Annotated in this window: 21 protein-coding genes; 6 read left to right on the top strand and 15 right to left on the bottom strand. The window is 72.6% G+C overall.

Going from position 1 to position 24,527, the window contains the following annotated elements; genetic code table 11:
- Nucleotides 1–10: 10 nt before the first annotated feature.
- The gene (gdhA, locus tag IEZ00_RS35265; protein ID WP_209624425.1) at nucleotides 11–1,354 is read right to left on the bottom strand and encodes an NADP-specific glutamate dehydrogenase; all 1,344 of its coding nucleotides are present in this window, start codon (nucleotides 1,352–1,354) and stop codon (nucleotides 11–13) included.
- 179 nt (nucleotides 1,355–1,533) lie between these two features.
- Here gdhA and IEZ00_RS35260 point away from each other — a divergent pair, with 179 nt between their 5' ends.
- From IEZ00_RS35260 to IEZ00_RS35240, 5 genes are all read left to right on the top strand, one after another.
- Nucleotides 1,534–2,862: a sugar ABC transporter substrate-binding protein gene (locus IEZ00_RS35260; protein ID WP_189227695.1), complete on the top strand. Its 1,329-nt coding sequence runs from the start codon at nucleotides 1,534–1,536 to the stop codon at nucleotides 2,860–2,862.
- A gap of 24 nt (nucleotides 2,863–2,886) precedes the next feature.
- A complete protein-coding gene (locus tag IEZ00_RS35255; RefSeq protein ID WP_189227694.1) occupies nucleotides 2,887–3,789 on the top strand; it encodes a carbohydrate ABC transporter permease in 903 nt (300 codons plus the stop codon).
- A 1-nt stretch (nucleotide 3,790) separates the two neighbouring features.
- Nucleotides 3,791–4,630 carry a carbohydrate ABC transporter permease gene (locus IEZ00_RS35250; RefSeq protein WP_189227693.1) on the top strand — a complete coding sequence of 280 codons (840 nt, stop codon included), beginning with the start codon at nucleotides 3,791–3,793 and terminating at the stop codon, nucleotides 4,628–4,630.
- A gap of 97 nt (nucleotides 4,631–4,727) precedes the next feature.
- Nucleotides 4,728–5,147 carry a YciI family protein gene (locus tag IEZ00_RS35245; RefSeq protein WP_189227692.1) on the top strand — a complete coding sequence of 140 codons (420 nt, stop codon included), beginning with the start codon at nucleotides 4,728–4,730 and terminating at the stop codon, nucleotides 5,145–5,147.
- On the top strand, nucleotides 5,144–6,403 hold the full coding sequence (locus IEZ00_RS35240) for an RNA polymerase sigma factor (RefSeq protein ID WP_373293260.1): 1,260 nt from the start codon (nucleotides 5,144–5,146) through the stop codon (nucleotides 6,401–6,403). Before IEZ00_RS35245 ends, IEZ00_RS35240 begins: the two co-directional genes overlap by 4 nt.
- Nucleotides 6,404–6,537: 134 nt before the next feature.
- On the opposite strand, the gene IEZ00_RS35235 is transcribed toward IEZ00_RS35240, so the two are convergent.
- From IEZ00_RS35235 to IEZ00_RS35225, 3 genes are all read right to left on the bottom strand, one after another.
- Complete coding sequence (locus tag IEZ00_RS35235; protein WP_189227690.1) at nucleotides 6,538–6,993, bottom strand: NUDIX hydrolase; 456 nt, start codon at nucleotides 6,991–6,993, stop codon at nucleotides 6,538–6,540.
- Between the two features lie 417 nt (nucleotides 6,994–7,410).
- Nucleotides 7,411–8,223, bottom strand: coding sequence for a DUF1963 domain-containing protein (locus IEZ00_RS35230; protein WP_189227689.1), 813 nt, complete (start codon nucleotides 8,221–8,223; stop codon nucleotides 7,411–7,413).
- A 58-nt stretch (nucleotides 8,224–8,281) separates the two neighbouring features.
- Nucleotides 8,282–9,085 carry a DUF1963 domain-containing protein gene (locus IEZ00_RS35225; protein WP_189227688.1) on the bottom strand — a complete coding sequence of 268 codons (804 nt, stop codon included), beginning with the start codon at nucleotides 9,083–9,085 and terminating at the stop codon, nucleotides 8,282–8,284.
- 69 nt (nucleotides 9,086–9,154) lie between these two features.
- On the opposite strand from IEZ00_RS35225, the gene IEZ00_RS35220 reads away from it, so the two are divergent.
- Entirely contained in the window at nucleotides 9,155–9,580 is a 426-nt protein-coding gene (locus IEZ00_RS35220) for a hypothetical protein (protein WP_189227687.1), read from the top strand.
- Here the strand turns inward: IEZ00_RS35220 and IEZ00_RS35215 are convergent.
- From IEZ00_RS35215 to IEZ00_RS35165, 11 genes are all read right to left on the bottom strand, one after another.
- The gene (locus IEZ00_RS35215; protein WP_189227686.1) at nucleotides 9,555–10,610 is read right to left on the bottom strand and encodes an alpha/beta hydrolase family protein; all 1,056 of its coding nucleotides are present in this window, start codon (nucleotides 10,608–10,610) and stop codon (nucleotides 9,555–9,557) included. The two genes, IEZ00_RS35220 and IEZ00_RS35215, sit on opposite strands and share 26 nt — an antisense overlap.
- A 27-nt stretch (nucleotides 10,611–10,637) precedes the next feature.
- Nucleotides 10,638–12,158 carry an alpha/beta fold hydrolase gene (locus tag IEZ00_RS35210; RefSeq protein WP_189227685.1) on the bottom strand — a complete coding sequence of 507 codons (1,521 nt, stop codon included), beginning with the start codon at nucleotides 12,156–12,158 and terminating at the stop codon, nucleotides 10,638–10,640.
- Complete coding sequence (locus IEZ00_RS35205) at nucleotides 12,155–12,766, bottom strand: hypothetical protein (protein WP_189227684.1); 612 nt, start codon at nucleotides 12,764–12,766, stop codon at nucleotides 12,155–12,157. The genes IEZ00_RS35210 and IEZ00_RS35205 overlap by 4 nt, the downstream gene beginning before the upstream one ends.
- Before the next feature lie 47 nt (nucleotides 12,767–12,813).
- Complete coding sequence (locus IEZ00_RS35200) at nucleotides 12,814–14,565, bottom strand: sensor histidine kinase (RefSeq protein ID WP_189227683.1); 1,752 nt, start codon at nucleotides 14,563–14,565, stop codon at nucleotides 12,814–12,816.
- Complete coding sequence (locus IEZ00_RS35195; protein WP_189227682.1) at nucleotides 14,555–15,259, bottom strand: response regulator transcription factor; 705 nt, start codon at nucleotides 15,257–15,259, stop codon at nucleotides 14,555–14,557. The genes IEZ00_RS35200 and IEZ00_RS35195 overlap by 11 nt, the downstream gene beginning before the upstream one ends.
- A gap of 96 nt (nucleotides 15,260–15,355) precedes the next feature.
- Nucleotides 15,356–16,159 (bottom strand): DUF1963 domain-containing protein, encoded by an 804-nt coding sequence (locus tag IEZ00_RS35190; RefSeq protein WP_189227681.1) that lies wholly within the window; start codon nucleotides 16,157–16,159, stop codon nucleotides 15,356–15,358.
- A gap of 69 nt (nucleotides 16,160–16,228) precedes the next feature.
- On the bottom strand, nucleotides 16,229–16,498 hold the full coding sequence (locus tag IEZ00_RS35185) for a hypothetical protein (RefSeq protein ID WP_189227708.1): 270 nt from the start codon (nucleotides 16,496–16,498) through the stop codon (nucleotides 16,229–16,231).
- A gap of 171 nt (nucleotides 16,499–16,669) precedes the next feature.
- Complete coding sequence (locus tag IEZ00_RS35180; RefSeq protein ID WP_189227680.1) at nucleotides 16,670–18,181, bottom strand: serine/threonine-protein kinase; 1,512 nt, start codon at nucleotides 18,179–18,181, stop codon at nucleotides 16,670–16,672.
- A gap of 3 nt (nucleotides 18,182–18,184) precedes the next feature.
- A complete protein-coding gene (locus IEZ00_RS35175; RefSeq protein WP_189227679.1) occupies nucleotides 18,185–21,235 on the bottom strand; it encodes a type I restriction endonuclease subunit R in 3,051 nt (1,016 codons plus the stop codon).
- Nucleotides 21,236–21,376: 141 nt separating this feature from the next.
- Nucleotides 21,377–23,632 (bottom strand): DEAD/DEAH box helicase, encoded by a 2,256-nt coding sequence (locus IEZ00_RS35170; RefSeq protein ID WP_189227678.1) that lies wholly within the window; start codon nucleotides 23,630–23,632, stop codon nucleotides 21,377–21,379.
- A gap of 218 nt (nucleotides 23,633–23,850) precedes the next feature.
- Nucleotides 23,851–24,216, bottom strand: coding sequence for a hypothetical protein (locus IEZ00_RS35165; RefSeq protein WP_229796410.1), 366 nt, complete (start codon nucleotides 24,214–24,216; stop codon nucleotides 23,851–23,853).
- Nucleotides 24,217–24,527: the final 311 nt, after the last annotated feature.

Raw genomic sequence — 24,527 nt, 5'->3', positions numbered from 1 at the left:
CGCGCGACCCTCAGATCACGCCCAGGGCCAGCATCGCGTCGGCGACCTGGATGAAACCGGAGATGTTCGCGCCCGCGACGTAGTTGCCGGGGGTGCCGTAGGTGTCGGCGGCCTCCAGGCAGCGGTCGTGGATGCCGTGCATGATGTCGGCCAGCCGCCGCTCGGTGTGGGCGAAGCCCCAGGAGTCGCGGGAGGCGTTCTGCTGCATCTCCAGGGCGCTGGTGGCCACGCCGCCCGCGTTGGCCGCCTTGCCGGGGGCGAACAGGACGCCCGCCTCGGTGAACAGGCGCACGGCATCGGGGGTGCAGGGCATGTTCGCGCCCTCGGCGACGATGGCGCACCCGTTCTTGACCAGCGTCGCGGCGTCGTGGCCGTTGAGCTCGTTCTGCGTGGCGCAGGGCAGCGCGATGTCGCAGGGCACGTCCCACACCGAGCCGCCCTCGACGTACCGGGCGGTGTCGGGGCGCGCCTCGGCGTAGTCGGAGATGCGCGCGCGGCGCTTCTCCTTGATCTCCTTGAGCAGGTCCAGGTCGATGCCCCGCTCGTCGACCACGTACCCGTTGGAGTCCGAGCAGGCGATCACCGTGCCGCCCAGCTGCTGCACCTTCTCCACCGCGTAGACCGCGACGTTGCCCGAGCCGGAGACGACCACCTTCTTGCCGTCGAAGGAGTCGCCGCGGACCTTGAGCATCTCCTCGACGAAGAACACCGTGCCGTACCCGGTGGCCTCGGTGCGCACCTGCGAGCCGCCCCAGGTCAGGCCCTTGCCGGTGAGCACGCCGGACTCGTAGCGGTTGGTGATGCGCTTGTACTGGCCGAACAGGTAGCCGATCTCCCGGCCACCGACGCCGATGTCACCGGCCGGCACGTCGGTGTGCTCGCCGATGTGCCGGTAGAGCTCGGTCATGAACGCCTGGCAGAAGCGCATGACCTCGCCGTCGGAGCGGCCCTTGGGGTCGAAGTCGGAGCCGCCCTTGCCGCCGCCGATGGGCATCCCGGTCAGCGAGTTCTTGAAGATCTGCTCGAAGCCGAGGAACTTGACGATGCCCAGGTAGACCGACGGGTGGAAGCGCAGGCCGCCCTTGTACGGGCCGAGCGCGGAGTTGAACTCGACCCGGAAGCCGCGGTTGATCCGCACGGTGCCGGAGTCGTCGACCCACGGCACCCGGAAGATGATCTGCCGCTCGGGCTCGCACAGCCTGCGGATCACGGCCGCGTCGGTGTACTCCGGGTGCTTGGCGACCACCGGGCCCAGGCTGTCGAGGACCTCGTGCACCGCTTGGTGGAACTCGGCCTCGCCGGGGTTGCGCCGCAGCACCTCGTCGTAGATGTCGCTCAGCTTCTCGTCCAGGATCGCCACGTGCCGCTCCCCGATCGTCCCATCATCGTTCCACTGACGGGTACCCAGTCTGACCTGCGGCTGTCGGTCTCCTGCGGGCGGGTCGCACCGGACCGTCACTCTCACGGAGGGTGACGGTCCTGCGGTGAGCCGGATCACTGGTTAGCGTGGGGGGCGGGTGTGAGGAGCACGACATGGCCACCTCGACAGCGGACCGGGCCGCCGACCGGCGGGGACGGTGTCGCGCGCGTGGGGTTGCGCGCAGGCGCGTGCTGGCCGCGGTGGTCGCGGCGGTGCTGCCCGGCGGCTGCGGGGCGGGAGCCTCGGACGGGGACGGCACCACGACGCTCACCTTCGTCAACGCCCAGGACCAGGGGACCTTCGACCAGGTCATCGCCGGTTTCGAGCGGGCCAACCCCGGCATCCGGATCAGGCAGGAGGTCGTCCCGTTCGACGACCTGAACTCGGCGGTGCAGTACCGGCTGCTCTCCGAGGACCCCGGCGTCGACCTGTTCGACGTGGACGCGCCGCGCCTGGCCGCGTTCGCCGCGCGCGGCTTCCTGGTGGACCTGGGCGAGCTGGGGGAGCGGGCGCGCGGCCGGGTGGACCCGGAGGCGCTGGCGGGCACCACCTACCGGGGCAGGCAGTACGCCCTGCCCCGGTGGACCTCCACCCAGCTGCTCTACTACAACCGGGGGCTGCTGGACAAAGCCGGCGTCGCGGCACCTCCTGGCGACCCGCGCAGCCCCATGACCTGGGAGGACGTCGCGGCGGCGGGCCGCGCGGCGCAGGCCGCGGGCGCCCGGTGGGGGCTGGCCTTCGACCAGATCGACCGCTACTACCAGCTCCAGCCGCTGCCCGAGTCGCTGGGCGGCGGCCCCGGCCTGACCGGCCCGGACCTGCTCACCCCGCAGGTCGCCAACCCGGCGTGGGTGCGGGCGTTCACCTGGTACGCCTCGCTCTTCGAGCAGGGGGTGGCCCCCAGGGGCGTCAGCCCCGAGCAGACCGGGCCCCTGTTCGCGTCGGGCAACACGGCGTTCTTCGTCGGCGGGCCGTGGAACGCCGACGCCTTCGACCAGGCCAGGGGCCTGGACTACGACGTGGCGCCCTTCCCGGTCTTCGCGGGCGGCAGGCCCGCGTCCTCGACCGGCTCGTGGGCGACGGGCGTCAGCCCCTTCTCGCGGCACCAGGAGGCGGCGAAGGAGTTCATCGCCTACCTGGCGCTCGACCCGACCGGCGCGTGGGAGGCCAGCTCGCGCAACATCCCGGTGCAGGTCGACGCCTTCGAGCGGTACCTGGGCACGCTGCGCGGCCAGGGCGGCCGGTCGGCGCGGCTGGCCGAGGTCGTGGCGCACGAGCTCGCGAGCAACGCGGTGGCGCGTCCCCGCACGGTCGGCTACGTGACCTTCGAGACGGCGATGAACAAGGCGTTCGCCGACATCCGCAACGGCTCGGACCCCGAGCGGCGGCTGCGGGCGGCCGAGGCGGAGCTGACCCGAGCCATGGCCAAGTACCGCGGGTAGCCGCCCGCCTGCGAGGAGGTGGGCATGACCACCGCGACACCGAGGACCGCGGTCGGCCGCCGGGGGCGTTTCGGCGACTGGCCGATCGCGGTGACCTTCCTGGGCCCCGCCGTGCTGGCCGCCGTGCTGCTGCGGCTGTGGCCGGCGGCGCGCGCGGTCTGGGACAGCCTGCGCAGCACGCCGTTCGGGCTCGCCCCCACCACCTGGGTGGGGCTGGACCAGTACCGGTGGCTGTTCACCGACCCGGCCTTCCTCAACTCGCTGAAGGTCACCGCGCTGTTCGGGATCGTCGTCAACCCGCTGCAGATCGCCGTGGCGCTGGCGCTGGCGGTGCTGTTCAACGAGCGCATCCGCGGTGTCGGCCTCATGCGCACGCTGGTGTTCCTGCCGGTGGCCATCCCGCAGAGCGTCTCGGCGGTGATCTGGGCGGTCGCCTTCCGCCCGGACGGGCCGCTCAACGGGGTGCTCGCGCTGTTCGGCCTGGGCGGGCTGCGCTACCTCACCTCGCCCGGCCAGGCCCTGGCGTCGATCGTGGTCGTGGTCTCCTGGATCGGCGTCGGCTACTGGATGATGTTCCTCATCGCCGGGCTGAAGGAGATCGACCCGAACCTCTACGACGCCGCGGCGCTGGACGGGGCGGGCCGCTGGGCGCGCTTCCGCTACGTCACGGTGCCGCAGCTGCGCAGGCAGCTGGCCTTCGTGCTGGTCGCCGACACGGTGTCGAACCTGCTGCTGTTCGCCCCGGTGCAGATCCTGACCAAGGGCGGCCCGGACGGCAGCACCGACGTGCTGATGAACGACATCTTCGAGCGCGCCTACACCGAGGCCGACGTGGGCGCGGCGGCGGCCGCGACGGTGGTGCTGACCGCCGTCGCGCTGGCCATCGTGGTCGTGCAGTTCCGGCTGCTCTCCAGCGGGAAGGACTGACGTGGCCGCCGGGGCGCGGGGCGGCCGGGTGGGCATGGCGCTGCTCGGCGGGCTCATCGCGCTGCTGTTCTTCCTGCCGCTGTGGTGGGCGCTGGCGGGCGCGCTGCGCTCGGAGCAGGAGACCTTCCGCACGCTCTCGCCGGTGTCGCTGTGGACGCTGATCCCCGGCCAGCCGACGCTGGGCAACTTCGCGTCGCTGGTCCACGGCGGCTTCGGCCGGGCCATGCTCAACTCGGCGGTGGTCACGGCCGCGACGCTGGTGGTGGGCCTGGCGATCTGCTCGACCGCCGCGTTCGGGCTCGCCGTGCTGCGCTTCCCCGGCCGCACCACCGTCTTCGCGGTCATGGTGGTGTCGTTCCTCATCCCGTTCGACGCCATCGCCATCCCGCTGAGCGCCCTGTTCCGGGACTTCGAGCTGCAGAACACCCACCTGGGGCTGGTGCTGCCGGGCGTGGGCAACGGCTTCGCCGTCTTCCTGCTGCGGGGCTTCTTCCTGGGGGTGCCGAAGGAGCTGGCGGAGGCCGCGCACGTGGACGGGCTGGGCTGGTGGGGGATCTTCTGGCGGATCTACCTCCCGCTGTCCAAACCGGCCATGGTCGGCGCGGGGCTGATCCTGTTCGTGTTCCAGTGGCAGGCGTACCTGTGGCCGCTGCTGATCGCGCCCTCACCGGCGATGAAGGTGGCGCCGGTGGCCATCGCCCAGCTGTCCGGCGAGCGGGGCGCGGACTTCGGGGCCATCTTCGCGGGCGCGGTGCTGACCGCGCTGGTCCCGCTGCTGGTGCTGCTGTTCTTCCAGCGCTACTTCACCCAGTCGCTGTCCGGCTCGGGCACGAAGGGCTGAAAAAAGTTCCGCGGGCGTGTCGATCGGGGTGTTCCCCGTTCGACCTGTGAGGTGAGAGGGTCCGAAAGGGACCCGGACCGCCCAGGGAGACACGACCGTGAAGTACATGCTGATCATGCGCGCCACCGACGAGGGCCTGGCGAAGATGGGGGAGATCGACCTCAACGAGATGATCGACATCATGGGCAAGTTCAACGACGAGCTGATCAGGGCGGGTGTGCTGATCGCCGCGGAGGGGCTCGACGACGCCGACCAGGGCGTCGTGGTGGACCACTCGGCGGAGCCGCCCGTGGTCACCGACGGCCCGTACGGGGAGACCAAGGAGCTGTTCGGCGGGTTCTACATCCTCAACGTGGCCTCCAAGGAGGAGGCCGTGGAGTGGGCCAAGCGGCTGCCGGTGCCGGGCCCCGGTTTCAAGACCGAGGTCCGCCGGGTCCCCTCGATCGACGAGTTCCCGCAGGACAACGTGTGGATTCAGAAGGAGCGGGCGTGGCGCGAGGCGACCGGCCAGCTCTGAGCGGGACGGGCGACCCCACCGGCCGCGAAGCCGTCGCGGCCGTGTGGCGGATCGAGTCCGCGCGGATCGTCGGCGCGCTCGCCCGCTACACCGGCGACTTCGCGCTGGCCGAGGACCTGGCGCAGGAGGCGCTGGCCGAAGCCCTGGTGACCTGGCCGCGCGAGGGGGTGCCCCGCACCCCGGCTGCCTGGCTGCTCACGGTGGGCAAGCGCCGCGCGATCGACGCCTTCCGCAGGCGCTCGGCGCTCGAAGAGCGCTACGCCGCCCTCGCCCGCGACCTGGACGAGGGCGGCGCGCCCGAGGACGCGCCGTGGGACCCGGACCAGATCGACGACGACGTGCTGGCGCTGATGTTCACCGCCTGCCACCCCGTGCTGTCGCGGGAGGCCAGGGTGGCGCTGACCCTGCGCGTGGTCGGCGGCCTGACCAGCGACGAGATCGCCAGGGCGTTCCTGGTGCCGACCGCCACCGTGCAGGCCCGCATCACCAGGGCGAAGAAGACCCTGCTGGCGGCGGGGGTGCCGTTCGAGGTGCCGCCCGTTGAGCACCGCGCCGAGCGGCTCGGCTCGGTGCTCAACGTCATCTACGTGATCTTCACCGAGGGGTCCACGGCCAGCTCCGGCGAGCGGCTGATCCGGTTCGACCTGGCGGGTGAGGCGCAGCGCCTGGCGCGGGTGCTGGCCCGGCTGGTGCCCGACGAGGCCGAGGCGCACGGCCTGCTGGCGCTGCTGGAGCTGACCGCGGCGCGCTTCCCCGCACGCACCGGGCCGGACGGCGAACCGGTGCTGCTGGAGCACCAGGACCGCAGGCTGTGGGACCGGGCCGCGATCCGCCGGGGGCGGGCCGCGCTGGCCCGCGCGCAGCAGGTCGGGCGCGGCCTGGGCGCGTACGGCCTGCAGGCGGCGATAGCCGAGTGCCACGCCGTCGCCCCGTCGGTCGAGGAGACGGACTGGGAGCGGGTGGTGCTGCTCTACGAGGCGCTGGGCAGGCTCGCGCCCTCCCCGGTGGTCGAGCTCAACCGGGCGGTGGCGGTCTCCATGGCCGACGGACCGGCCGCCGCGCTGCCGATCGTGGACGAGCTGGCGGCGGCCGGGGCGCTGGCGAACTCGCACCTGCTGCCGACCGTCCGGGGGGAACTGCTCACCCGCCTGGGACGGGTGGAGCAGGCGCGTGCCGAGCTGGAGCGCGCCGCGCGGCTGTGCGGCAACGACCGCGAGCGCGCCGTGCTGGCGCGCAAGCTCGCCGACCTGGGGTGAGCGTTCGCCCACCGATGGCCAAAATTGTGCGGAACGCTCGGAAACCCGCTCTTCGCGTGAAGAGTAATCGCCTCCGGATCGTCGTCTTTGCCGCGCTACTGTCGCGCGGGTCGAGATACCCGATCGGGTCTGTCTCAGAGTTTTACCGGTTGCCGAGCCCAGCCACGGGTGCTGAAGGTGGCTGCGGCGCGGTAGGCGTGAATGCCTGCGGCCGGGTAGTCGATGAGCCGGTCGGGCAGGTTGTCGAGGGGGAACCAGCGGACCGCGGAGCACTTGTCGGGTTCCCGGTTGGTCGGTGTGCCGGTCCAGTGGCGGGCTTCGAAGAAGAGGCCGAGGCGGGGTTCGGGGCCCGAGCCGTTGACGTGGAGGGTGTGGACCAGACGCAGGTCGGCGGGGTTGAGGTGGACGCCGACTTCTTCCTCGGCTTCGCGGATGGCGGCGTCGAGGACCGACTCCCCCGCGTCGAGCTTGCCGGAGGGCAGGTGCCACAGGCCGTCGAAGAGTGGATTGGGGTCGCGGCGGCGGGTGAGCAGGACGTCGTCGTCGCGGACGAGGAGGACGTGGACGTCGATCAGGTGACGGTCGGCCATGGGTCCTCATAAGCTGCTCACGCGGTTTGGGACCCGGCGCAGCTTACGCGGTATGTCATTCGCCTCCTGAATGGGCCGCCAGTTGCACAATTCGTTGGGCGATCATGTCAACTACCTGCTCTGTTGCGCTTTTCGTCGTATCGATTGCGAGTATCGGGTAGTTGCGTCGGGTCAGGCGGTGGATGGTGTCCGCGTACAGCTCGGCTTCCGTCCGACTGGTAGCGGGGCCTGCTTCGAAGTGGCTGTGCGCGCCGCACGGAGGAGGAGCGACGTAGCGGTCGCACAGCACGATTCTGGTCGCGGAGTACCTCGCCGACCGGTGGGACGGTGTCGCGATCGAGCACCTGGGCTGATCGGTCATCGGGCTGCTGAGGTCGCCCCGCTCCCCGCGTGGTCGCGGGGAGCGGGGCGGGCCGGTCAGGGGTTCCAGTAGAGCGAGGCGAACGTGCGGTCGAAGCGCCGTGCGGCAAGGTCGTCGCGTTGGATCGCCCAGTGCATGGTGGCACCTTCCAGGCCGGTGACGTCGAGGTGCCAGTCGGCCAGCAGCACCCAGTCGGAGACCTCCGTCGAGATCGGTCCTTCCCAGTGGCCGTCTTCCATGGCCTTCTGGGCGAAGAACACGACGTCGGAGACCGGGTTCCCGCCGATGGCCGCCTCGGTGCCGTACCCGCCGAGCTGGAGCATCCCCCAGCTCGCCGTCCCCTCCCAGTTCTCCCCCCAGAGCTTGAGGAGCCGCTCGGAGATGCTGTAGCCGAGGTCTTCGGGCAGGGACACGGTGGGTGTCGCCCGCAGCGGTCCCTGCGGGAATCTCTCGAACAGCTCCCGGCTCTCCTCGTCGTCGGACCAGCGCCAGCGGTACTTGTCCCGCTCCTGCACGGCCGTGCCCGCAGGGACGTACACCGCCGCGCCCGCGCTTTCCGCGCTGTCGCTGTCCCAGGGGCTGGCGAACAGCAGCAGGTGGCCGTCGGCGGGCAGGTCGAGGTCCGTCGCGTCGGCGGGCAGGGCCGCGAGGTCGATGGTGGCGACGAAGGGGTGGATCAGGTCCGGGGTGTCGGCCGGGAGCAGGAGCGGGCCGCCGAAGTGGCCCACCACCGGCCCGTCCCCCTGTCGCGCCAGCGTCGCGCTGGGACGGGCGGCGGCCAGCCAGCGGTCCACGTCCTCGGCGGCGATCCCCTGCTCGACCGCGTCGTCGCGGAACTGGCTTAACCGGGTCTGCAGCTCATCGATCATGGCGTGCACCGTAGAGGAGGGGTACGACACAACGGTTCCGCGGGCACGACCCGTCGGGTCAGGGGTTCCAGTAGAGCGTGGCGTAGGCGCGGTCGAAGCGCCGCGCGGCCAGGTCGTCGCGCTGGATTCCCCAGTGGATGACGGCGCCTTCCAGGCCGGTGATGCCGGCGTGCCAGTCGGCCAGCAGCACCCAGTCCGTCTCCTTCTCCGAGACCGGTCCCTCCCAGCGGCCTGCCTTCACCGCGTGCACGGCGCTTTCCGCTATCTCGGTGACCAGGTCGTAGGGGCTGATGCCCGATTCCGTGCCGTATCCGCCGAGCTGGAGCATCCCGATGTCCGCGTGCTCCTCCCAGAACTCGCCGAGCTCGTCGGAGATGTTGTAGGCGTCGTGGGGGGACAGCGACAGCGCGGGGATCGCCCGGAACGGTCCCTGCGAGAACTCCGCGAACTGCTCCCGGTACTCCTCGTCGTCGGACCAGCGCCAGCCGTACCTGTCCCGCTCCTCCACCGCAGCCCCGGCCGGGACGTGCACCACGGCGCCCACGTTGTCGAAGTCGGTGAGGTACCAGGGGCTGGCGAACAGCAGCAGTTGGCCGTCGGTGGGCAGGTCGAGGCCCGTCGTGCCTGGGGGCAGGGCGGCGAGGTCGATGGTGGCGACGAGGGGGTGGTCGGGCGTGGGGGTGTCGGCTGGGAGCAGTGGTGGGCCGCCGAAGCGGCCCGCCACTGGCCCGTCGCCTTCGTGGTCCAGGATCAGGCAGGTGCGGGTGGCGGCGAGCCAGCGGTCCACTTCCTCGGCGGCGAAGCCCTCTTCGATCGCCGTGGCGCGCAACTCGTCCAGTTCGGTCTGAAGATCATCGATCATGCGGGCACCGTAGGGCAGGGGTACGACACAACGGTTACGCGGCCACGACCCGCCGGGTCAGGGGTTCCAGTGGAGCGAGGCGAACGTGCGGTCGAAGCGCCGTGCGGCAAGGTCGTCGCGCTGGATCGCCCAGTGCACGGTGGCCTCTTCCACGTCGGTGACGTCGAGGTGCCAGTCGGCCAGCAGCAGGTGGCCGTCGGTGGACAGGGCCGCGAGATCGATGGTGGCGACGAAGGGGTGGATCGGGTCCGGGGTGTCGACCGGGAGCAGCAGCGGCCCACCACCGGCCCGTCCCCCTGTCGCGCCAGCGTCGCGCTGGGACGGGCGGCGGCCAGCCAGCGGTCCACGTCCTCGGCGGCGATCCCCTGCTCGACCGCGTCGTCGCGGAACTGGCTCAACCGGGCCTGCAGCTCATCGATCACAACGTCCACCGCAGAGGAGGAGCACGGCACAACGCGCCCACTGGGTTTCAGCCGATCGGCCGGTGAGTGGTGACCTCGACCCCTGGGAACCCGTTGACGACCAGCTGTTCGGCGGAGGTGTCGCCGAGCATGTGCAGCCGCAGGAACGAGCTGATGTAGCGGACCGTGACGTCCTGCTGCTCACGCTCGGTCCAGGTGTCCTCGGGGGCGCAGCCGCTGTCGTTGTCGTAGGCCCACTCGGAGTTGAAGAAGTTGTGGTTGGCCCCGGCCAGGTCGACTTCGTGGAAGGGGACGAGGTTGTGCCCGGCGGCGTTCCTGGCGAAGGTGCGGTGGTTCATCGCGGCCCCGCCGTCGCAGTCGCCCGCCAGCACGGCGAACGGAATCCGGGTGATGCGGTACTTGAGGTTCTCGGGTGACTCGGCGTCGGGCGCGTAGTAGTCGGCGGGCGCGATGGGCACGACCGCCCGCAGGCGCACGCCTCGGGGCAGGTCGCCCGCGTGGATGTCGGCAGCCTGCCAGACCACGCCCCGTCCGCCGCGCGAGTGCCCCACCAGGCCGACGTTGGTCAGGTCCAGGCGGTTCCGCAGCACGCGCAGGGGTCGCGCCAGCGGTCCCCGGCCCGCGTCCGCGTCGCGGAGCATCTCCAGGTGCTCGTTCACCAGCGCCGCTCGCGCCATGTCTGCGGGCTGCCCCAGCTCGCCCGCGTTGATGCCGTTGACGCTCACGGACACGACCACGAAGCCCTGTTCGGCCAGCGACTCGGCGAGGTAGTCGTAGCCGAGGTAGCTGCGCGTCGGGGCGGTTCCCGCCGGGCAGGGCCAGCCCATGGTCTCCCCGGCGCACGAGTACCACAGGCCGTGCGCGAGCATCACCACCGGCCGCCTGCCGGTGAAGTGCCGTGGGTGGCGCACGACGCCGGTCAGCTCGATCTCGGCTTCCGCCGTGCGGTCGGCGTTGAGGAACCCCGGAACCTTGAACGCCGTGTCCCCCAAGGTGTACTCGATGCGACCGGTGTCCTTTTCGGACGCGGTGGCCGGGATCGTCGGGGCGGCGACCAGCACGGCCAGCGCCGCCGTCAGGACTCGGACCGTTTTCAGTCTCATGTGGACAGCTCCTCGGATGTTCTGGTTCTACTCGTCCACCGCGGGACAGGTGGTCCCGTCGGACGGCAGCGAGAGCGACAACAGGTAGTCGTCGCCGACCCGCCGGGTGCAGTCGCTGCGGTCGTAGACGCCGTGCCCGTCGCCCTCGTAGGTCACCAGCACGGTGGAGCGGGGTTGCTGACGCCGCACGGCGACCGCCCACTCGTGCGGGGTCGAGGGGTCGTGCCCGCTGTTGAGCAGCAGCGTCGGCACGGTGGTGCGCATGGCGCCGGGCCGCTGCGGGGTGCGGGTGTCGGGGACGCCGAGGCAGCCGGTCATGGCGGTGTTGCCGCGCAAGGACCCGGCGGTGCGCGGGGAGATCCGGTTCTCCAGCCGGGTCAGCGCCGCGTACTCGGCGTGGGTCCGCACCCGGAAGCTCAGGTCGGCGCACGTGATGGCCTGGAACGCGGTCGCGAACAGGGACGGGTCGCCGCCGCTGGCGCGGGAGGCCGCCCGTGCGGCGGGAGCGCCGTCGCGCAGGGCGAGCACCCAGGCGCTGAAGCCCTCCCAGTCGGGCAGGTACGCGCTGGCGGTGAGGTTGCCGCTCAGGTCGTGCGGGGTGATCCGCCGGGTCGGGTCGTCCGGATCGGCCAGCTCACCGCGCGCGGCACTGGCCATCAGCTCGTCCCACAGCGCGCCCGCGTCCCGACCGTGCAGGGGGGAGGACGCGGTGCGCTCGTTCCACCGCAGCCACCGCGCGAGCACGTCCGCGGCGGCGCGGGCGGAGGCGGCCACGTGCTCGCGGGCGTCCACTCCCCGGTCCACCACCGAGTCCAGCAGCATCGCGCGCACCCGGTCACCGTGGCGCTCGGCGTAGCGCTGGCCGATGACCGTGCCGTAGGACAGGCCGTAGTAGGTGATCCGGTCCTCGCCCAGCGCCTGGCGCAGCGCGTCGACATCGCCCACGACCTCCTCGGTGGAGACGTGGTCGATGATCGGCCCGGAGTGCCGGGCGCAGTCCTCGCGCAGCAGCCGGTTGTGCTCGCGCAGCCGTTCGAACCCGGCCCGGTCGGTCGGGTGCGTGCCGGGGCCGCCGAACTGCAGCTCGACCGAGCAGCGCACCGGCTGGCTGTCGCCCACACCACGCGGGTCGAAGCCGACGACGTCGAACCGCGCCAGCACCTCGGGGCTGAAGTACCACCGGGCGCCGGAGGCGAAGTCGACACCGGACTGGCCCGGACCGCCGGGGTTGACCACCAGCACGCCGACGCGGCGGGCGGGGTCGGTCGCGCGGTGGCGGGCCAGCGCCATCGGGAACGTGCCCAGCTCCGGCCGCTCCGGGTCGATCGGCCTGGTCAGCGTGCCGCACTCGGTCTCGGGCCGGTCCGGGCACGGCGTCCAGGCGATCGCGGCGGGCTTGCCGCCCGCGATGGCCTGGGACGCGGTGACAGGGGACGCGGTGGCCGGGAACGCGGCGGCAGGGGACGCGGTGGCCGCCACGAGCGCCGTGGCGGCGAGGAACGCGCGCGGCACCCGCCCGCCGGAGCGGCGGTCGCGACCGGCCCTCACCCCTTCCCGCCCGAGGACAGCTCCTTCTCGCAGGCCGGGATCAGCCGCAGGCCGTCGCGGATGGACGCGGGGTCGTTCTCGGGGCCGCCCAGGGCCAGGGGAATGCGGTCCTCACCCGGCTCCGGGGTCGCGACCTCGGCCCGCCGCACGCCCTTGTCCCGCAGGCAGATCACCATCCGCTGGGCGAAGCCGGCGGCCTCGGGGTTGGCGGTGTCGTACTCCCACGGCGGCAGCGGCTTCTTCGTCAGGCAGGCGTCCTCGGCCTCGGCCACCGCCCGCTCGGCCTGCGGGCTCAGCGGCGCGGCGGGCACCGGCCGGTCCTCGCCGCCCGGAGCGGCCGCCGCCGACGGCCGCACGCCGCTGTGCTCGACCACGCAGCGGTTGTAGTCCTCGGCGAGCCGGTCGACCTCCTCGGTGGTCATGTCCAGCCGCTCGCGCGGTCGGGCGGCCAGGTCGGTCGGGGCGGCGACCACCGGCCGGGCGTCGGCCCGCTCGGTCGTGAGCGCGTCCACGCGCGTGTCGGGCGACTGCTGCGACGCGCAGCCCGCGGTGGTCAGCACGGCGGCCACCGCGGTGGCCAGCAGGGCGGTGGTGAACGGGATTCGCATGGCCGACAGGATTCCGGCCGATCATGAAGAACCTGAGAAGACGCTGTTCAGATTCCTTGTTCGGATTCCTTCGCGGGCAGCCGCCCGGCGGGCAACCGGACGGTGAACGTCGTGCCCTTGCCGACCTCGCTGGTCACGGTGATCGTGCCGCCGTGCGCGACCACGTGGTGCTTGGCGATCGCCAGGCCGAGGCCACGGCCGCCGGTGGCGCGGGCGCGGGAGCGGTCGGCCCGCCAGAACCGGTCGAACACGTGCGGCAGGTCCTCGGCCGCGATGCCGCGCCCGCTGTCGACGACCTCCAGCACGACTTCCCCGTCTCGCAGGCGACCGCGCACCACCACCCGCCCGTCCGCCGGGGTGTGCTGCACGGCGTTGACCACGAGGTTGCGCACCACCTGCCGCAGGCGCACCGGGTCGGCCACCAGCGGCAGCCCGCCGCCGTCCGGCAGGTCCGCCTCGACCCGGTGCGCGGCGGCGACCCCGGCCAGCAGCTCCGCGGCGTCCACCGGCTCCGGGCGCAGGCGCAGCTCGCCCGCGTCGGCGGCGGCCAACTCCTGCAAGTCGTCCACCAGGTGCTGCAGCACCAGGGTCTCCTGCAGCAGCAGGTCCAGCAGGTCCTGGTCCAGCTCCGCCACGCCCTCCTGCGCGGCCACCAGCCAGCCGCGCATCGTGCCCAGCGGGGTGCGCAGCTCGTGCGACAGGTCGTTGACCAGGTTCTTGCGCAGCGCCTCGGCGCGCGCCAGGTGCTCGGACATGTCGTTGAACGCGGCCGCGACCTCGGCGACCTCCCAGCGCGCCGCGACCCGCGCCCGCGCCGACAGGTCGCCCGCGCGCATCCGCCGCGCCGCCTCGGTGAGCGCGGTCAGCGGCCGCAGCACCCGCCCGGCCAGCAGGGAGCTCACCCCGACCGCCAGCACCAGCACCAGCGAGGCGGCCAGCGCGATCCGCGCGACCCCGGCGGCGGGCAGGCCCACCACGGTGTGGCTGCGCACCGGTTCCCCCACGAACAGCAGCGCGGCCGGGGCGACGTAGGAGGTGAGCAGGGTGCGCCGGGCCGAGGCCAGGCACTCCTCGTGCGACCGCTGCCCGCCTTCGTCGACCAGCGCCATCAGGCTGCCGTCCACGTCGAGCAGCACCGGGTGGTACGTCGTCCCGGTGTCGGCGTGGCACTGCCGCGAGTAGGCGTTGAGCAGCCGCAGCGCTTTCTCCTCGGTGTCCGTCGTCCGCGTCGACGACGCGCACCCGTCGGTGGTGGGCCACGCGAAGGAGCGCCCCGCCTCGTTCGTGCGGACCTCGGCCGCGACACCCCGGCCGCGCGCGCAGTCCACGTCCTCCTGGGCGCGGGTCCGGGAGATCTCCCGCTCCTCGGCGGTGAGCCGGAACGGGCCGACCGCGCGCGGGTCGATCCGGTCGCCCGCGCCGCCCCGGCCTGCGGGGAGGTCCACGTTGAGCGGGTCGACCACCGCCGAGGGCTGGTCGGCCAGCGGCGGGTCGTCCGGCCCGAACGCCCCGCCGATCAGCACCCGCTCGGGGGTGGTGAGCCGGATGCGCAGCCCCGTCTCCCGGCTCAGCTCCGCCAGCAGCGGCGCGACGCCGGTCCAGGCGGGGTGGGTGGCCCCGTAGCCGAGCACGGCGTCGTGCACGCGGGCCAACCCCTCCTGGGCGCGGCCCTGCTCGGCGCGCAACGTCTCCGTCGTGCTCTGCACCGACAGCCACGTCGTCGCCGCGATCGAGCACGCCGACACCAGCACCGTGCCCGCGAGCAGCAGCCGCCGCAGGCCACGCGGCCTACCGGGCACCGCCGCTCCCGTCGACCAGCTTGTACCCCACGCCGTAGACGGTGAGCAGGTAGGCCGGGGCGGCCGGGTCGACCTCCAGCTTGCGGCGCAGGTTGCGCACGTGCACGTCGACGGTCCGCTCGGTGATGAACCCGTCCTGGCCGTAGGCCCGGTCCAGCACCTGCGCCCGGCTGAACACCCGGCCCGGCTCGGCGGCCAGCACGGACAGGATGCGGAACTCGGCCGGGGTGCAGGCCACCGGCCGCCCGGCCACCCGCACCTCGTGCCGCACCGGGTCGGCCTCCAGGTCACCGACCCGCAGCAGCGGTGCGGCGGGTGGGCCGCCCGCGCCGGAGCGGCGCAGCAGCGCCCGCGCCCGCGCCATCAGCTCGCGCGGGTCGTAGGGCTTGACCAGGTAGTCGTCCGCGCCCAGGTCGAACCCGAGCAGCTTGTCGTCGGCCGACGCCCGCGCGCTGATCACCAGCACCGGCAGGTCGGTGTGGTCGGCGCGCAGCGCCCGGCAGACGTCCCAACCGTCCACACCGGGCAGCATGAGGTCCAGGATCAGCAGGTCCGGCCGCCGCCTGCGCACCTCGTCGAGCGCGCTGCGCCCGTCGCCGACCAGCAGGAAAGCGTGGTTCTCGCGGGCGAGGAAGCGCCCGATCAGCGCTGCCTGGTTCGGTTCGTCCTCGGCCACCAGGACGTAGGCGCACATGCCGCCCATGATGCCGGCCGCCCCGCGCCCCGCATGAACGGCGACGAGCCCACGACCGGAGGCGGCCCGCGCGGCGGGACGCCCCGGTCCGCCGGGTCAGGGGTTCCAGTAGAGCGTGGTGAAGACGCGGTCGAAGCGTCGCGCGGCCAGGTCGTCGCGCTGGATTCCCCAGTGGATGGTGGCGCCTTCCAGGCCGGTGACGGGGACGTGCCAGTCGGCCAGCAGCACCCAGTCCGTCTCCTTCTCCGAGGCAGGTCCCTCCCAGCGGCCCGCCTTCACCGCGTGCACGGCGCTTTCCGCTATCTCGGCGACCAGGTCGTCAGGGCTGATGGCCTCTTCCGTGGCGTAGCCGCCGAGCTGGAGCATCCCGCCGTCGGCGTGCTCCTCCCAGAACTCGCCCAGCTCGTCGGAGATGTTGTAGGCGTCGTGGGGGGACAGGGACAGCGCGGGCGTCGCCCGGAACGGACTCTGCGGGAAGCCCTCGAACTGCTCCCGGTACTCCTCGTCGTCGGAGTGGGACCAGCCGTACTTGTCGCGCTCCTCCACCTCCGCCCCGGCCGGGACGTGGACCACGGCGCCCTTGTTCTCGTGGTCGTCGGTGTACCAGGGGCTGGCGAACAGCAGCAGGTGGCCGTCGGTGGGCAGGTCGAGGCCCGTCGCGTCGGCGGGCAGGGCGGCGAGGTCGATGGTGGCGACGAGAGGGTGGTCGGGGGTCGGCGTGCCGGGCGGAAGCAGGATCGGGCCGCCGAAGCGGCCCGCCACTGGCCCGTCGCCTTCGTCGTCCAGGATCAGGCAGGTGCGGGTGGCGGCGAGCCAGCGGTCCACGTCCTCGGCGGCGAAGCCTTCTTCGATCGCCGTGGCGCGCAACTCGTCCAGTTCGGTCTGAAGATCATCGATCATGCGGGCACCGTAGAGCAGGGGTACGACACAACCGCCCCGCGTCCCCCTGGGTGCCGACCCGACCGGGGCCTAAACGGGGATCACCATGCCGGGGAAGGATCTCGCCCCACGGCAGTGGGGGCACTGCCGACCGTTGTCCACGGTGCCGGGAGCACCCCGGACCGCGGCGAACACGTGGTTCGCGATGAAGCCGATGCCCCCGCAGAGCGGGCAGATCGTCCGGGGTTCCGCCGCCACCGCGAAGAGGCCGCCCCCGCCGAAGTCGTCCTCCTCGTACTCGTCGGCCGCGTCGAAGTACCGCTCGTCGCGGCCTTCGTCGTCAGTGTCGCGTTCCTTCACCGACCCACCCCGAACCATCGCGCGTAGTGCGATCTTGTCCGGCCAGACGGTACTGATCCCGCCCCCGTCGACCGGTGCCACGCGCTCCGGTTCCCCCGAAGGTGGCACAAGTCCATCTCGGGCGAAATTGATCAGTCCGCGTTGGAACCCCGCACCAGGGGCGTCGGCGGGTCAGCCGGTGAAGCGGTTGAGCATCGCGCGCAGCTCGGCCGCTCGGGGGTGGGTCGGGCCGAGGTCGGCCAGCAGCGACCGGAGCCGGGCCGCCGCTGCCCGCACCTCGCCCGCCGACGCCTGGAGCCTGGCCGCTTCCCGGCGCAGTTCCACGACCTCGTCGTGGGTCGCGCCGAGCTGCCGCTGCTGGATGCGCAGCACGGGTTCCAGGTGCGTCAGCGCTTCCGGGGCGTGGCCGAGCGCGGCGTGGCAGACGGCGATCTGCAACCGCCAGTGCAGCACGTCGGTGTCGTCGTCGGCGCGTTCGGGGCCGATCTCGGCGACGAGGAGTTCGTACTGGGTCAGGGCGCGGGCGTAGTCGCCGCCGAGCAGCAGGGTGTTGGCGAGCTGGAGCCGCGCGCCGCGCCGCCGGCCGCGCGGGTGGTGCCGGGCGGCGGGGTGGTCGAGGAGGTCTTCCAGGAGTTCGGCGGCCTGGCTGAACCGGCCCGCCTCGGCCAGCTCCACCGCTTCGTCGCGGACGGCGGCGAAGTCCACCGCCTGCGGCGGGGCGGCGGGGGTCTGCTTGCGGGCGGCGGTGCGGCCGCGCGGGGCGAACGGGTGCCGGTACGGGCGGGTGGGGTCGGAGGCGGTCGGCGGTTCGTCGGCGGCGCCGCCCGGCCGTGGGGTGGGCAGGAACGGCAGCAGCCGCTCGTAGACCTCGTGCGCGTCGGCCGGGCGGTCCTCGGGGGCCTTGGCGAGCAGTTGTAGCACCAGCTCTTCCAGCGCGGCCGGGGTGTCGGCGCGGCGCGTGCGCAGCCGGGGCGGCGGCTCCTCGACGTGCTGCCGCATGGTCAGGTAGGTGGCTTCGGCGGTGAACGGGCGTGCGCCCGCGAGCAGTTCGTGCAGGATGCAGCCGAGGGCGTAGAGGTCGCTGCGGGGGCTGGGGACGCCGCCGAGGACCTGCTCGGGGGACATGTAGGCGGGGCTGCCCACGGCTTCGCCGGTGCTGGTGAGCCGGGTGAGGTCGGTGTCCAGCAGGGTCGCCACGCCGAAGTCCAGCACGGTGACCATGCCGTCCGGCTTGATCATCACGTTGCGGGGTTTGAGGTCGCGGTGCACCAGGGACACCGCGTGGGCGGCGGCCAGCACCGACGCGACCTGCGCGGCCACCGCCGCCGCCCACTCCACCGGCACCGGCTGGTGCTGGGTGAGGAAGTCGCCCAGGTCGATGCCGGGGACGAGCTGCATCACCAGGTACAGCCGCTCGCCCTCCGCGCCCGCGTCGAACACGGCGGGCACGCCGGGGTGCTCGACGCGGGCGGTCAGCCTGGCTTCGCGCAGGAACCGCTTGGCCAGGGTGGTGGCGTCCGAGTCGGGTGGCAGCACGTCGGAGCGCAGCAGCTTGACCGCTATCGGCCGGTCGAGCCGCTTGTCGTAGCCGGACCAGACCTCGCCCATGCCGCCGCGGCCGATGGGCGAGGTCAGTTCGTAGCGCTGCGCCAGGGTGCGGCGCACGGGCATGGGCGCGGGCATGGGTCAGGCCACGTCCCGGCGCAGCGACTCGTAGGCGTAGCGGCGGGCGATGCTCTTGAGCTCGGAGTTGAACTGCGGGTCGTCGGCGAACATCTGCACCGCCTTGGTGTCGTTCTCGATGCGCTCGTAGAGCTTGTCCTCGAACACGTCGTCGAAGACGTGCCCGAAGTTCTCCTCGTCGTTGGCGAACGCGGCGGCCCGCACCTGCGGATCGGCCATCGCGGCTTCGGCGGAGCCGCGCACGATGTCGTGCTCGCCGAGGTTGCTGCCGAACCGCTCGTTGAGCTCGGCGATCAGCTCGGCCAGCGAGGTGCGGGGGCGTTCGTGCTGCCCGCCCGCGCCGTCCCCGCTGAACCCCGGCAGCACCTGCTCGCCCTCGGGGGCCAGGGCGAGGTCGTGCTCACCGGTCTTGCCGATGCGCAGGTGGGTCAGGTCGACCTGGCCGAGGTCGATGCCGGGGTCCTGGCGGCGCGGCAGCCGGGGCAGCAGCATCTTGCCGTAGACGTAGAGCCGTTCCAGGGTGCGGTCGGTGTAGCCGACGACCTGGGCGAGGAACCCGTACTTGCGCACGTAGTCGCGCAGGGTGGCGCGGAAGTCCTCGGCCTGCTCGGGGTCGTCGTCGAGCAGCTGCGCGAACCGGTCGCGGGCGGGGTCGGTGAGCCGGTACAGCTCGGCGTGCGCGCGGTCCCACTTGGCCCGGTCGCCCGCGTGCCGCTGGGCGCGCTCGTACTCGTCGGCGAACGCCTCCATCTCGGACTCGACCAGCAGCTGGTGGTCCATGACCGCGCGCTGCGCGTCGTAGATGAGGTTCGGGTGGGTGGGGGTGGTGATGGTGGCTTCGAAGAACGGCCGGAACGACGCCTGGACGTCCTCGGCCTCGTTGGCGAAGTCCAGCACGAACAGGTCGTCCTGCCCCTTGCGCGGGTGGGTGCGGTTGAGCCGGGACAGGGTCTGCACGGCGGCCACGCCCTTGAGCGACTTGTCCACGTACATCGTGGTCAGCAGCGGCTGGTCGAAGCCGGTCTGGTACTTCTCGGCCACGACCAGGATGCGGTACTCGGGCTTGGGGTTGGCGGCGGCGTGCTCGTCGTCGGCGCGGGTGTAGGCGAACGCCTGGGGCAGCGCGGCCTCGCTGAAGCCGTTGAGCGAGGGCTCGGTGACCGTGTCGGTGTCCAGGCCGTCCACCTTCACCTCGCCGGAGAACGCCACCAGCACGCCGCAGCCGTCGTAGCCGCGCATGTCCACGTAGTCCTTGATCTTGCGGTAGAGCTTGACCGCGTGCTCGCGGGAGCGGGTGACCACCATGGCCTTGGCCCGGCCGCCGAGGCGGCCCCTGGTGTGCTTGACGAAGTGCTCCACGATGATCTCGGCGCGCTGCTGGAGGCTGGCCGGGCTGAGCACGGCGAACCGGGCGAGGGCGGCGCTGGCCTTGCGCTCGTCGACCTCGCGGCCGTCCTCGCCGCCGGTGAGCCGCCAGTAGGTCTTGTAGGTGACGTAGTTGCGCAGCACGTCGAGGATGAAGCCCTCTTCGATGGCCTGGCGCATGGAGTAGACGTGGAACGGCCGCACCGTCTCGCCCACGCGCGTGCCGAACAGCTCCAGCGTCTTGGGCTTGGGCGTGGCGGTGAACGCGAAGTAGGACAGGGTCTCGTGGCGTCCGCGCGCGACGCCCGAGGCGGTGAGCAGGTCGCCATCCTCGTCGATCTCGTCGCTGCCGAGCTTGGTCAGCACCCGCTTCAGGGCGGCGGCGGACTCCCCGGACTGGGAGGAGTGCGCCTCGTCGACGATGATGGCGAACCGCTTGCCGCGCAGCCCGTCGACCTTCTCCAGCACGAACGGGAAGGTCTGCAGGGTGACGATCAGGATCTTCGTCGTCTCGCCCGCCAGCGCCGCGCTGACCTGCTCGGACTTGGAGCCCTCGGCCTTGTCGCTGATCCTGGTGACCACGCCCGCGCGGTGCTCGAACTGGTAGATGGTGTCCTGCAGCTGCCGGTCCAGCACCGACCGGTCGGTGATCACGATGACCTTGTCGAAGACCTGCTCGTTGTCGGCGCCGTGCAGGTTGGACAGCCGGTGCGCCAGCCACGCGATGGTGTTGGACTTGCCCGACCCGGCGGAGTGCTGCACGAGGTAGTTGTGCCCGGAGCCGTGCTCGGCGGCGTGGGCGACCAGGCTGCGCACGGCGTGCCACTGGTGGTAGCGGGGGAAGATGAGGGTGCGGGCGTGCGGGCCGGGCTTGCGGCCCGCGCTCTTGGTCGCGCCCTCCTCCAGGTGCACGAAGCGGCGGATGACGTCCAGCCACGCTTCCGGCTGCCAGACCTCCTCCCACAGGTAGGAGGTGCGGTAGCGGCCGGGCGCGGCGGGCGGGTTGCCCGCGCCGCCGTCGCGGCCCGGCCCCTCGGAACCGGTGTTGAACGGCAGGAAGCGGGTCTTGGCCCCGGCCAGCCGGGTGGTCAGGAACACCAGGTCCGGGTCCACCGCGAAGTGCACCAGGGTGCGCTTGGCGAACAGCGGTTCCCTCGGGTCGCGGTCGTGCCGGTACTGGTCCTTGGCGTGCTCGACGTTCTGCCCGGTGAGCGGGTTCTTCAGCTCGGCGGTGGCGACCGGGACGCCGTTGACGAACAGCGCCAGGTCCAGCTCCTTGCCGCGGTCGCGCTCGGAGTAGGCGAGCTGGCGGGTCACCGACAGCCGGTTGCGCCGGTAGTTGACCAGCGCGTCGTCGGCGAGGGTGTGCGCGGGGCGGAAGTAAGCCAGCCGGATCAGGTGGCCCCGGTCGCGCACGCCGTGCCGCAGCACGTCGACCGCGCCGCGCTTGTCGATCTCCTTGGCGACGTACCGGGCGAACTGCCGCCGCGCCTCGACGTCGTCGTCGCCGTAGTGCACCTTCAATTGCTTCCACACCTTGGGCTGCGTGGCCTCGATGAAGGCGGCCAACTGCTCGACGTCCAGGCCGAGTTCGCGGTCGTAGTCCCCTGGCCGTCCGCGCTTCCACCCGGCGTCGATCAGGGACGCCTCGATGGCGTCCTCGAACGCTCGCTCCGTGTGCACGGCCATGGGGACTGTCCTTTCGGTAGGGGCACCGCTGCCGACCCGTCGAGCCCTTGAACGTAGCCCCTCGCGGGCGGGGGCGTGACTCGCACGTCAGGAAAGGTCGCTGTCCGCCGCGCCCCCGTTACCGGCGGCCGCGAGGCAGTCTCAGGTGTCGATGCCGAGGCGGTGCTGCTCGGCGCGGATGATGCGCTGTTCCAGCGGGATGGCCTCGTCGTCGAGGAACGCGGGCCGGTGCTCGCTGGTGTCGACGGCCCGGCGGTCGGCTTCCTTGGCGTCGCTCTTGCGCGCGAACTCGGCGAACAGCAGGCTCTTGCGCTGCTGCACCTCGCGCATCCGCTCGTCCACGCTGTCCTTGGCCAGCAGCCGGTGCACCTGGACCTTGCGGATCTGGCCCATCCGGTGCGCGCGGGCGATGGCCTGTTCCTCGGTGGCGGGCTTCCACTGCGGTTCGGCGATGATCACCACGGACGCGGCCTGCACGTTGAGCCCGACCCCGCCCGCCTCGATCTGGCTGAGCAGCACGGCGTGACCCTCGCGCCCGCTGAAGGCGTTGACGAGCTCCTGGCGCTTCGCGGGCGGCGTGGAGCCGGTCAGCACCCCCACCACGGCTTCGCCGAGCGCGCCGCGGATGGTGTCGAGCACGCCGAGGAAGTACGAGAACACGATGACCTTCAGGCCGTCCTCGCGGGCTTCGTCCACGATCTCGACGAGCCGTTCGAGCTTGGCGGAGCCGAGGGCTTCGAACGCCGCCTGACGCATCCGCATCAGCTTCTTCTCCCGCACCGCGGCCGTGTAGGCGGCGGTGTCGTCCGGGGTGAGCTGGACCCAGTCCTCGACTTCGATCTTGTCGGGCAGCTCGGTGAGCACGTCCTCCTGGTTGCGCCGCAGGTAGACCGGCGCGACCGCGCGCCGGAACCGCCTGGCCCCGGCCAGCGCGTCGGTGGCGTCCAGGCCGCGCGCCACCCGTGGTTGCAGGTAGTCGACCAGGTTGCGGAACTCCTCCACCCGGTTCTCCATCGGCGTGCCGGTGAGGAACAGCGTCCGCTGTGCCCGGCCGACGACCTCGGCGACGTGCTGGGCGCGCTGCGAGTCGGGGTTCTTGACGTAGTGGGCCTCGTCCACCACGAGCATGGCTATGCCCGCCTCGGTGATGCCGTCGAGGCGGCCGAGGGTGGTGAACGTGGTGACCGCGACGCCCCCGGTCCGCAGCCAGTGCCCGGCGGCCGCGTCGCGGTCGGCCCCGTGCAGGCTGTGCGCGGTCAGCGTGGTGTGCTTGGCGATCTCGTTGAGCCAGTTGACCTGCACGCTCGCCGGGCACACCACGAGGAAGCGGGTCTGGCCCTTCGCGGCCATGTGGGTCATGGTGGCGAGGGCCTGCACGGTCTTGCCCAGCCCCATCTCGTCGCCCAGGATCGAGCGCTTCTGGTGGATCGCGTACTGCGCGCCGAACACCTGGTAGCCGCGCAGCGTGGCCTTGAGCAGGCTGGTGTCCAGCGGGACGGCGGTGATCTCCTGGCGCAGCTCCTCCGGCAGGAAGCCCTGCGCGGCCTCGCTGTCGTCGTCCCCGCCGTGACCGCCGAGGGTGGACAGCAGCGCGTTGAAGCTCGCGGCGTCCCGCGTGTACTCCTGCCACAGCTCGGCGAAGGGGTGCGCGGCGGGGTCGACGGGCCTTTCGGCGTCGGTGACGGTCTGCCGCAGCGCGACCGTGTCGGGGTGGTGGAAGAGCGCGTCCAGCGTCGCCAGCGCGGTGAGCGCGGCCTCCTTGTTCTTCCGGCCGCTGAAGAACAGGGTGACCCGGCTGGTGGTCGCTTCGGCTTGCTCGGCCAGGCGGCGCAGCCGCCCCATGAGCGTCCGGAGCGGCTCGTAGAGGGTGGCCCGCGTGCGGTCGGCCTGCGTGATGGCCGCGAGGAGGGCGAGCAGCCGGGTCTGCTCGGTGGACTGGTGGTCGGGGTCGATCCGGGGGCGGGTTTCCCGCCGCACCTCCTGGGCGAGGCGACGCGCGGCCTCGGTGACCTGCTGGGCCGACTGCGGCCCGATGCGCGGCACGGCCCGCAACTGGTGCGGCTCCGCCGCGAGGACCGCCGCCACGGTCCGGTAGCCCGCGTCGGACAGCGCGCCCAGCCGGGTGCCCTTGCCCACGAGTCCCCGCAGGTCGGTGATGGGCCGCTGGGTGAGCGCTTCGCGGGCCTGCGCTTCGGCCAGGACGTCGATCTGCCGTCGCGCTTCCACCCGCAGCGCGGTCGGCGTGTCCAGCAGCGCCGTGGCCCGCTCGTCGAACCTCCGCACCTCGGCGAGCAGCGCCTTGGCGCTCGCCCCGACCTTCGCCTTGGCGGCGCTGACGGCCCGCGCGTCGGGCGGCTCGATGGTGGGGAGTGCCGGAGCGCCGCCGCTTTTCCGCATGGTCCTGCTCACTCGACGTGCCCTCTCCCCGTGCCCAGCGCGTGTCCCGCCGCGCCCCGATCCCGTCGACGGCGCGGCTGCGCGGCCGGAGTCGACACCGGCCGCGTCTCACCACACGTCGTTCAGTGAGGACGGCTCGTTACGGGTGTCGCGCGGTCGGGTGTGGCGCAGCGGCCGGGACCCGACCGCCTGCCCGGACCCCCCGTCCGGGCAGGCGGTCAGAGGCGGGCGGGGACGTCCGGGGCACTGCCGATCACCAGGCGCGGCGCGTGCCGGTGCCACGGCGGCGGCAGCCCGACCACCGCGTCCAGCACGGCGACGAGGTCGCCGTCCCGCTGCCACAGCAAGCCGCCCTCGTCGTCCATGCGGATGGCACGGGCGTCGGTGTCGTTGCGCACGCGCAACGCATCCACGATCGGGCTGGCAGGCCACAGGCGCAGTCCGTGCAGCTCGACGGGGCTGCCGTCGTCGTCGAGCGGGGGCGGCATCCACCGCCAGCCTGACCCGCGCAGCTCCAGCAGGGACAGCAGCGCGGGCCAGCGGCGCAGCGCGGCGCGCAGGTCGAGCTCATCGGCCTTGATCACGGCAACTCCCGGAGCGGGCGGCGGCGTAGCAGTGGCGGCAGTACGGCGCGCCGCCGTGCCGGGGATCGATGCGGTACGGCGCGTCGGCGCGGCCGCAGCGGGCGGTCAGGGTGGGGGAGAGGCCGGGACCGGCCGGGTACTGGTGCGTCACGCCGTCTTCCAGACACGCGCGCCAGACCCACCCCACGTGCCCGGTCATGACGCCCGGCGGTGTCGGGCGCGTGGGGTGGGGCACCGCCCCCCGTCGAGGGTGGGGGCGGTACCCCGGACCGCCGTGCCGCGGCTGTGCGAGAGCGCGGCATGGCGGTGGC

Origin of the sequence: Saccharothrix coeruleofusca, from assembly GCF_014648515.1 — a bacterium.
GTDB lineage: Bacteria > Actinomycetota > Actinomycetes > Mycobacteriales > Pseudonocardiaceae > Actinosynnema > Actinosynnema coeruleofuscum.
This window is presented reverse-complemented; position numbering and strand designations above follow the sequence as displayed.

What these genes read in the sequence shown, in the direction of transcription:
- IEZ00_RS35255 (WP_189227694.1), top strand. Translation starts at nt 2,887, where the DNA reads ATGACCACCGCGACACCGAGGACCGCGGTCGGCCGCCGGGGGCGTTTC.
- IEZ00_RS35235 (WP_189227690.1), bottom strand. Translation starts at nt 6,993, where the DNA reads ATGGCCGACCGTCACCTGATCGACGTCCACGTCCTCCTCGTCCGCGAC.
- IEZ00_RS35170 (WP_189227678.1), bottom strand. Translation starts at nt 23,632, where the DNA reads ATGCGGAAAAGCGGCGGCGCTCCGGCACTCCCCACCATCGAGCCGCCC.
- IEZ00_RS35230 (WP_189227689.1), bottom strand. Translation starts at nt 8,223, where the DNA reads ATGATCGATGAGCTGCAGACCCGGTTAAGCCAGTTCCGCGACGACGCG.
- IEZ00_RS35180 (WP_189227680.1), bottom strand. Translation starts at nt 18,181, where the DNA reads ATGCCCGCGCCCATGCCCGTGCGCCGCACCCTGGCGCAGCGCTACGAA.
- IEZ00_RS35215 (WP_189227686.1), bottom strand. Translation starts at nt 10,610, where the DNA reads ATGAGACTGAAAACGGTCCGAGTCCTGACGGCGGCGCTGGCCGTGCTG.
- IEZ00_RS35195 (WP_189227682.1), bottom strand. Translation starts at nt 15,259, where the DNA reads ATGTGCGCCTACGTCCTGGTGGCCGAGGACGAACCGAACCAGGCAGCG.
- IEZ00_RS35225 (WP_189227688.1), bottom strand. Translation starts at nt 9,085, where the DNA reads ATGATCGATGATCTTCAGACCGAACTGGACGAGTTGCGCGCCACGGCG.
- IEZ00_RS35190 (WP_189227681.1), bottom strand. Translation starts at nt 16,159, where the DNA reads ATGATCGATGATCTTCAGACCGAACTGGACGAGTTGCGCGCCACGGCG.
- IEZ00_RS35175 (WP_189227679.1), bottom strand. Translation starts at nt 21,235, where the DNA reads ATGGCCGTGCACACGGAGCGAGCGTTCGAGGACGCCATCGAGGCGTCC.
- IEZ00_RS35205 (WP_189227684.1), bottom strand. Translation starts at nt 12,766, where the DNA reads ATGCGAATCCCGTTCACCACCGCCCTGCTGGCCACCGCGGTGGCCGCC.
- IEZ00_RS35260 (WP_189227695.1), top strand. Translation starts at nt 1,534, where the DNA reads ATGGCCACCTCGACAGCGGACCGGGCCGCCGACCGGCGGGGACGGTGT.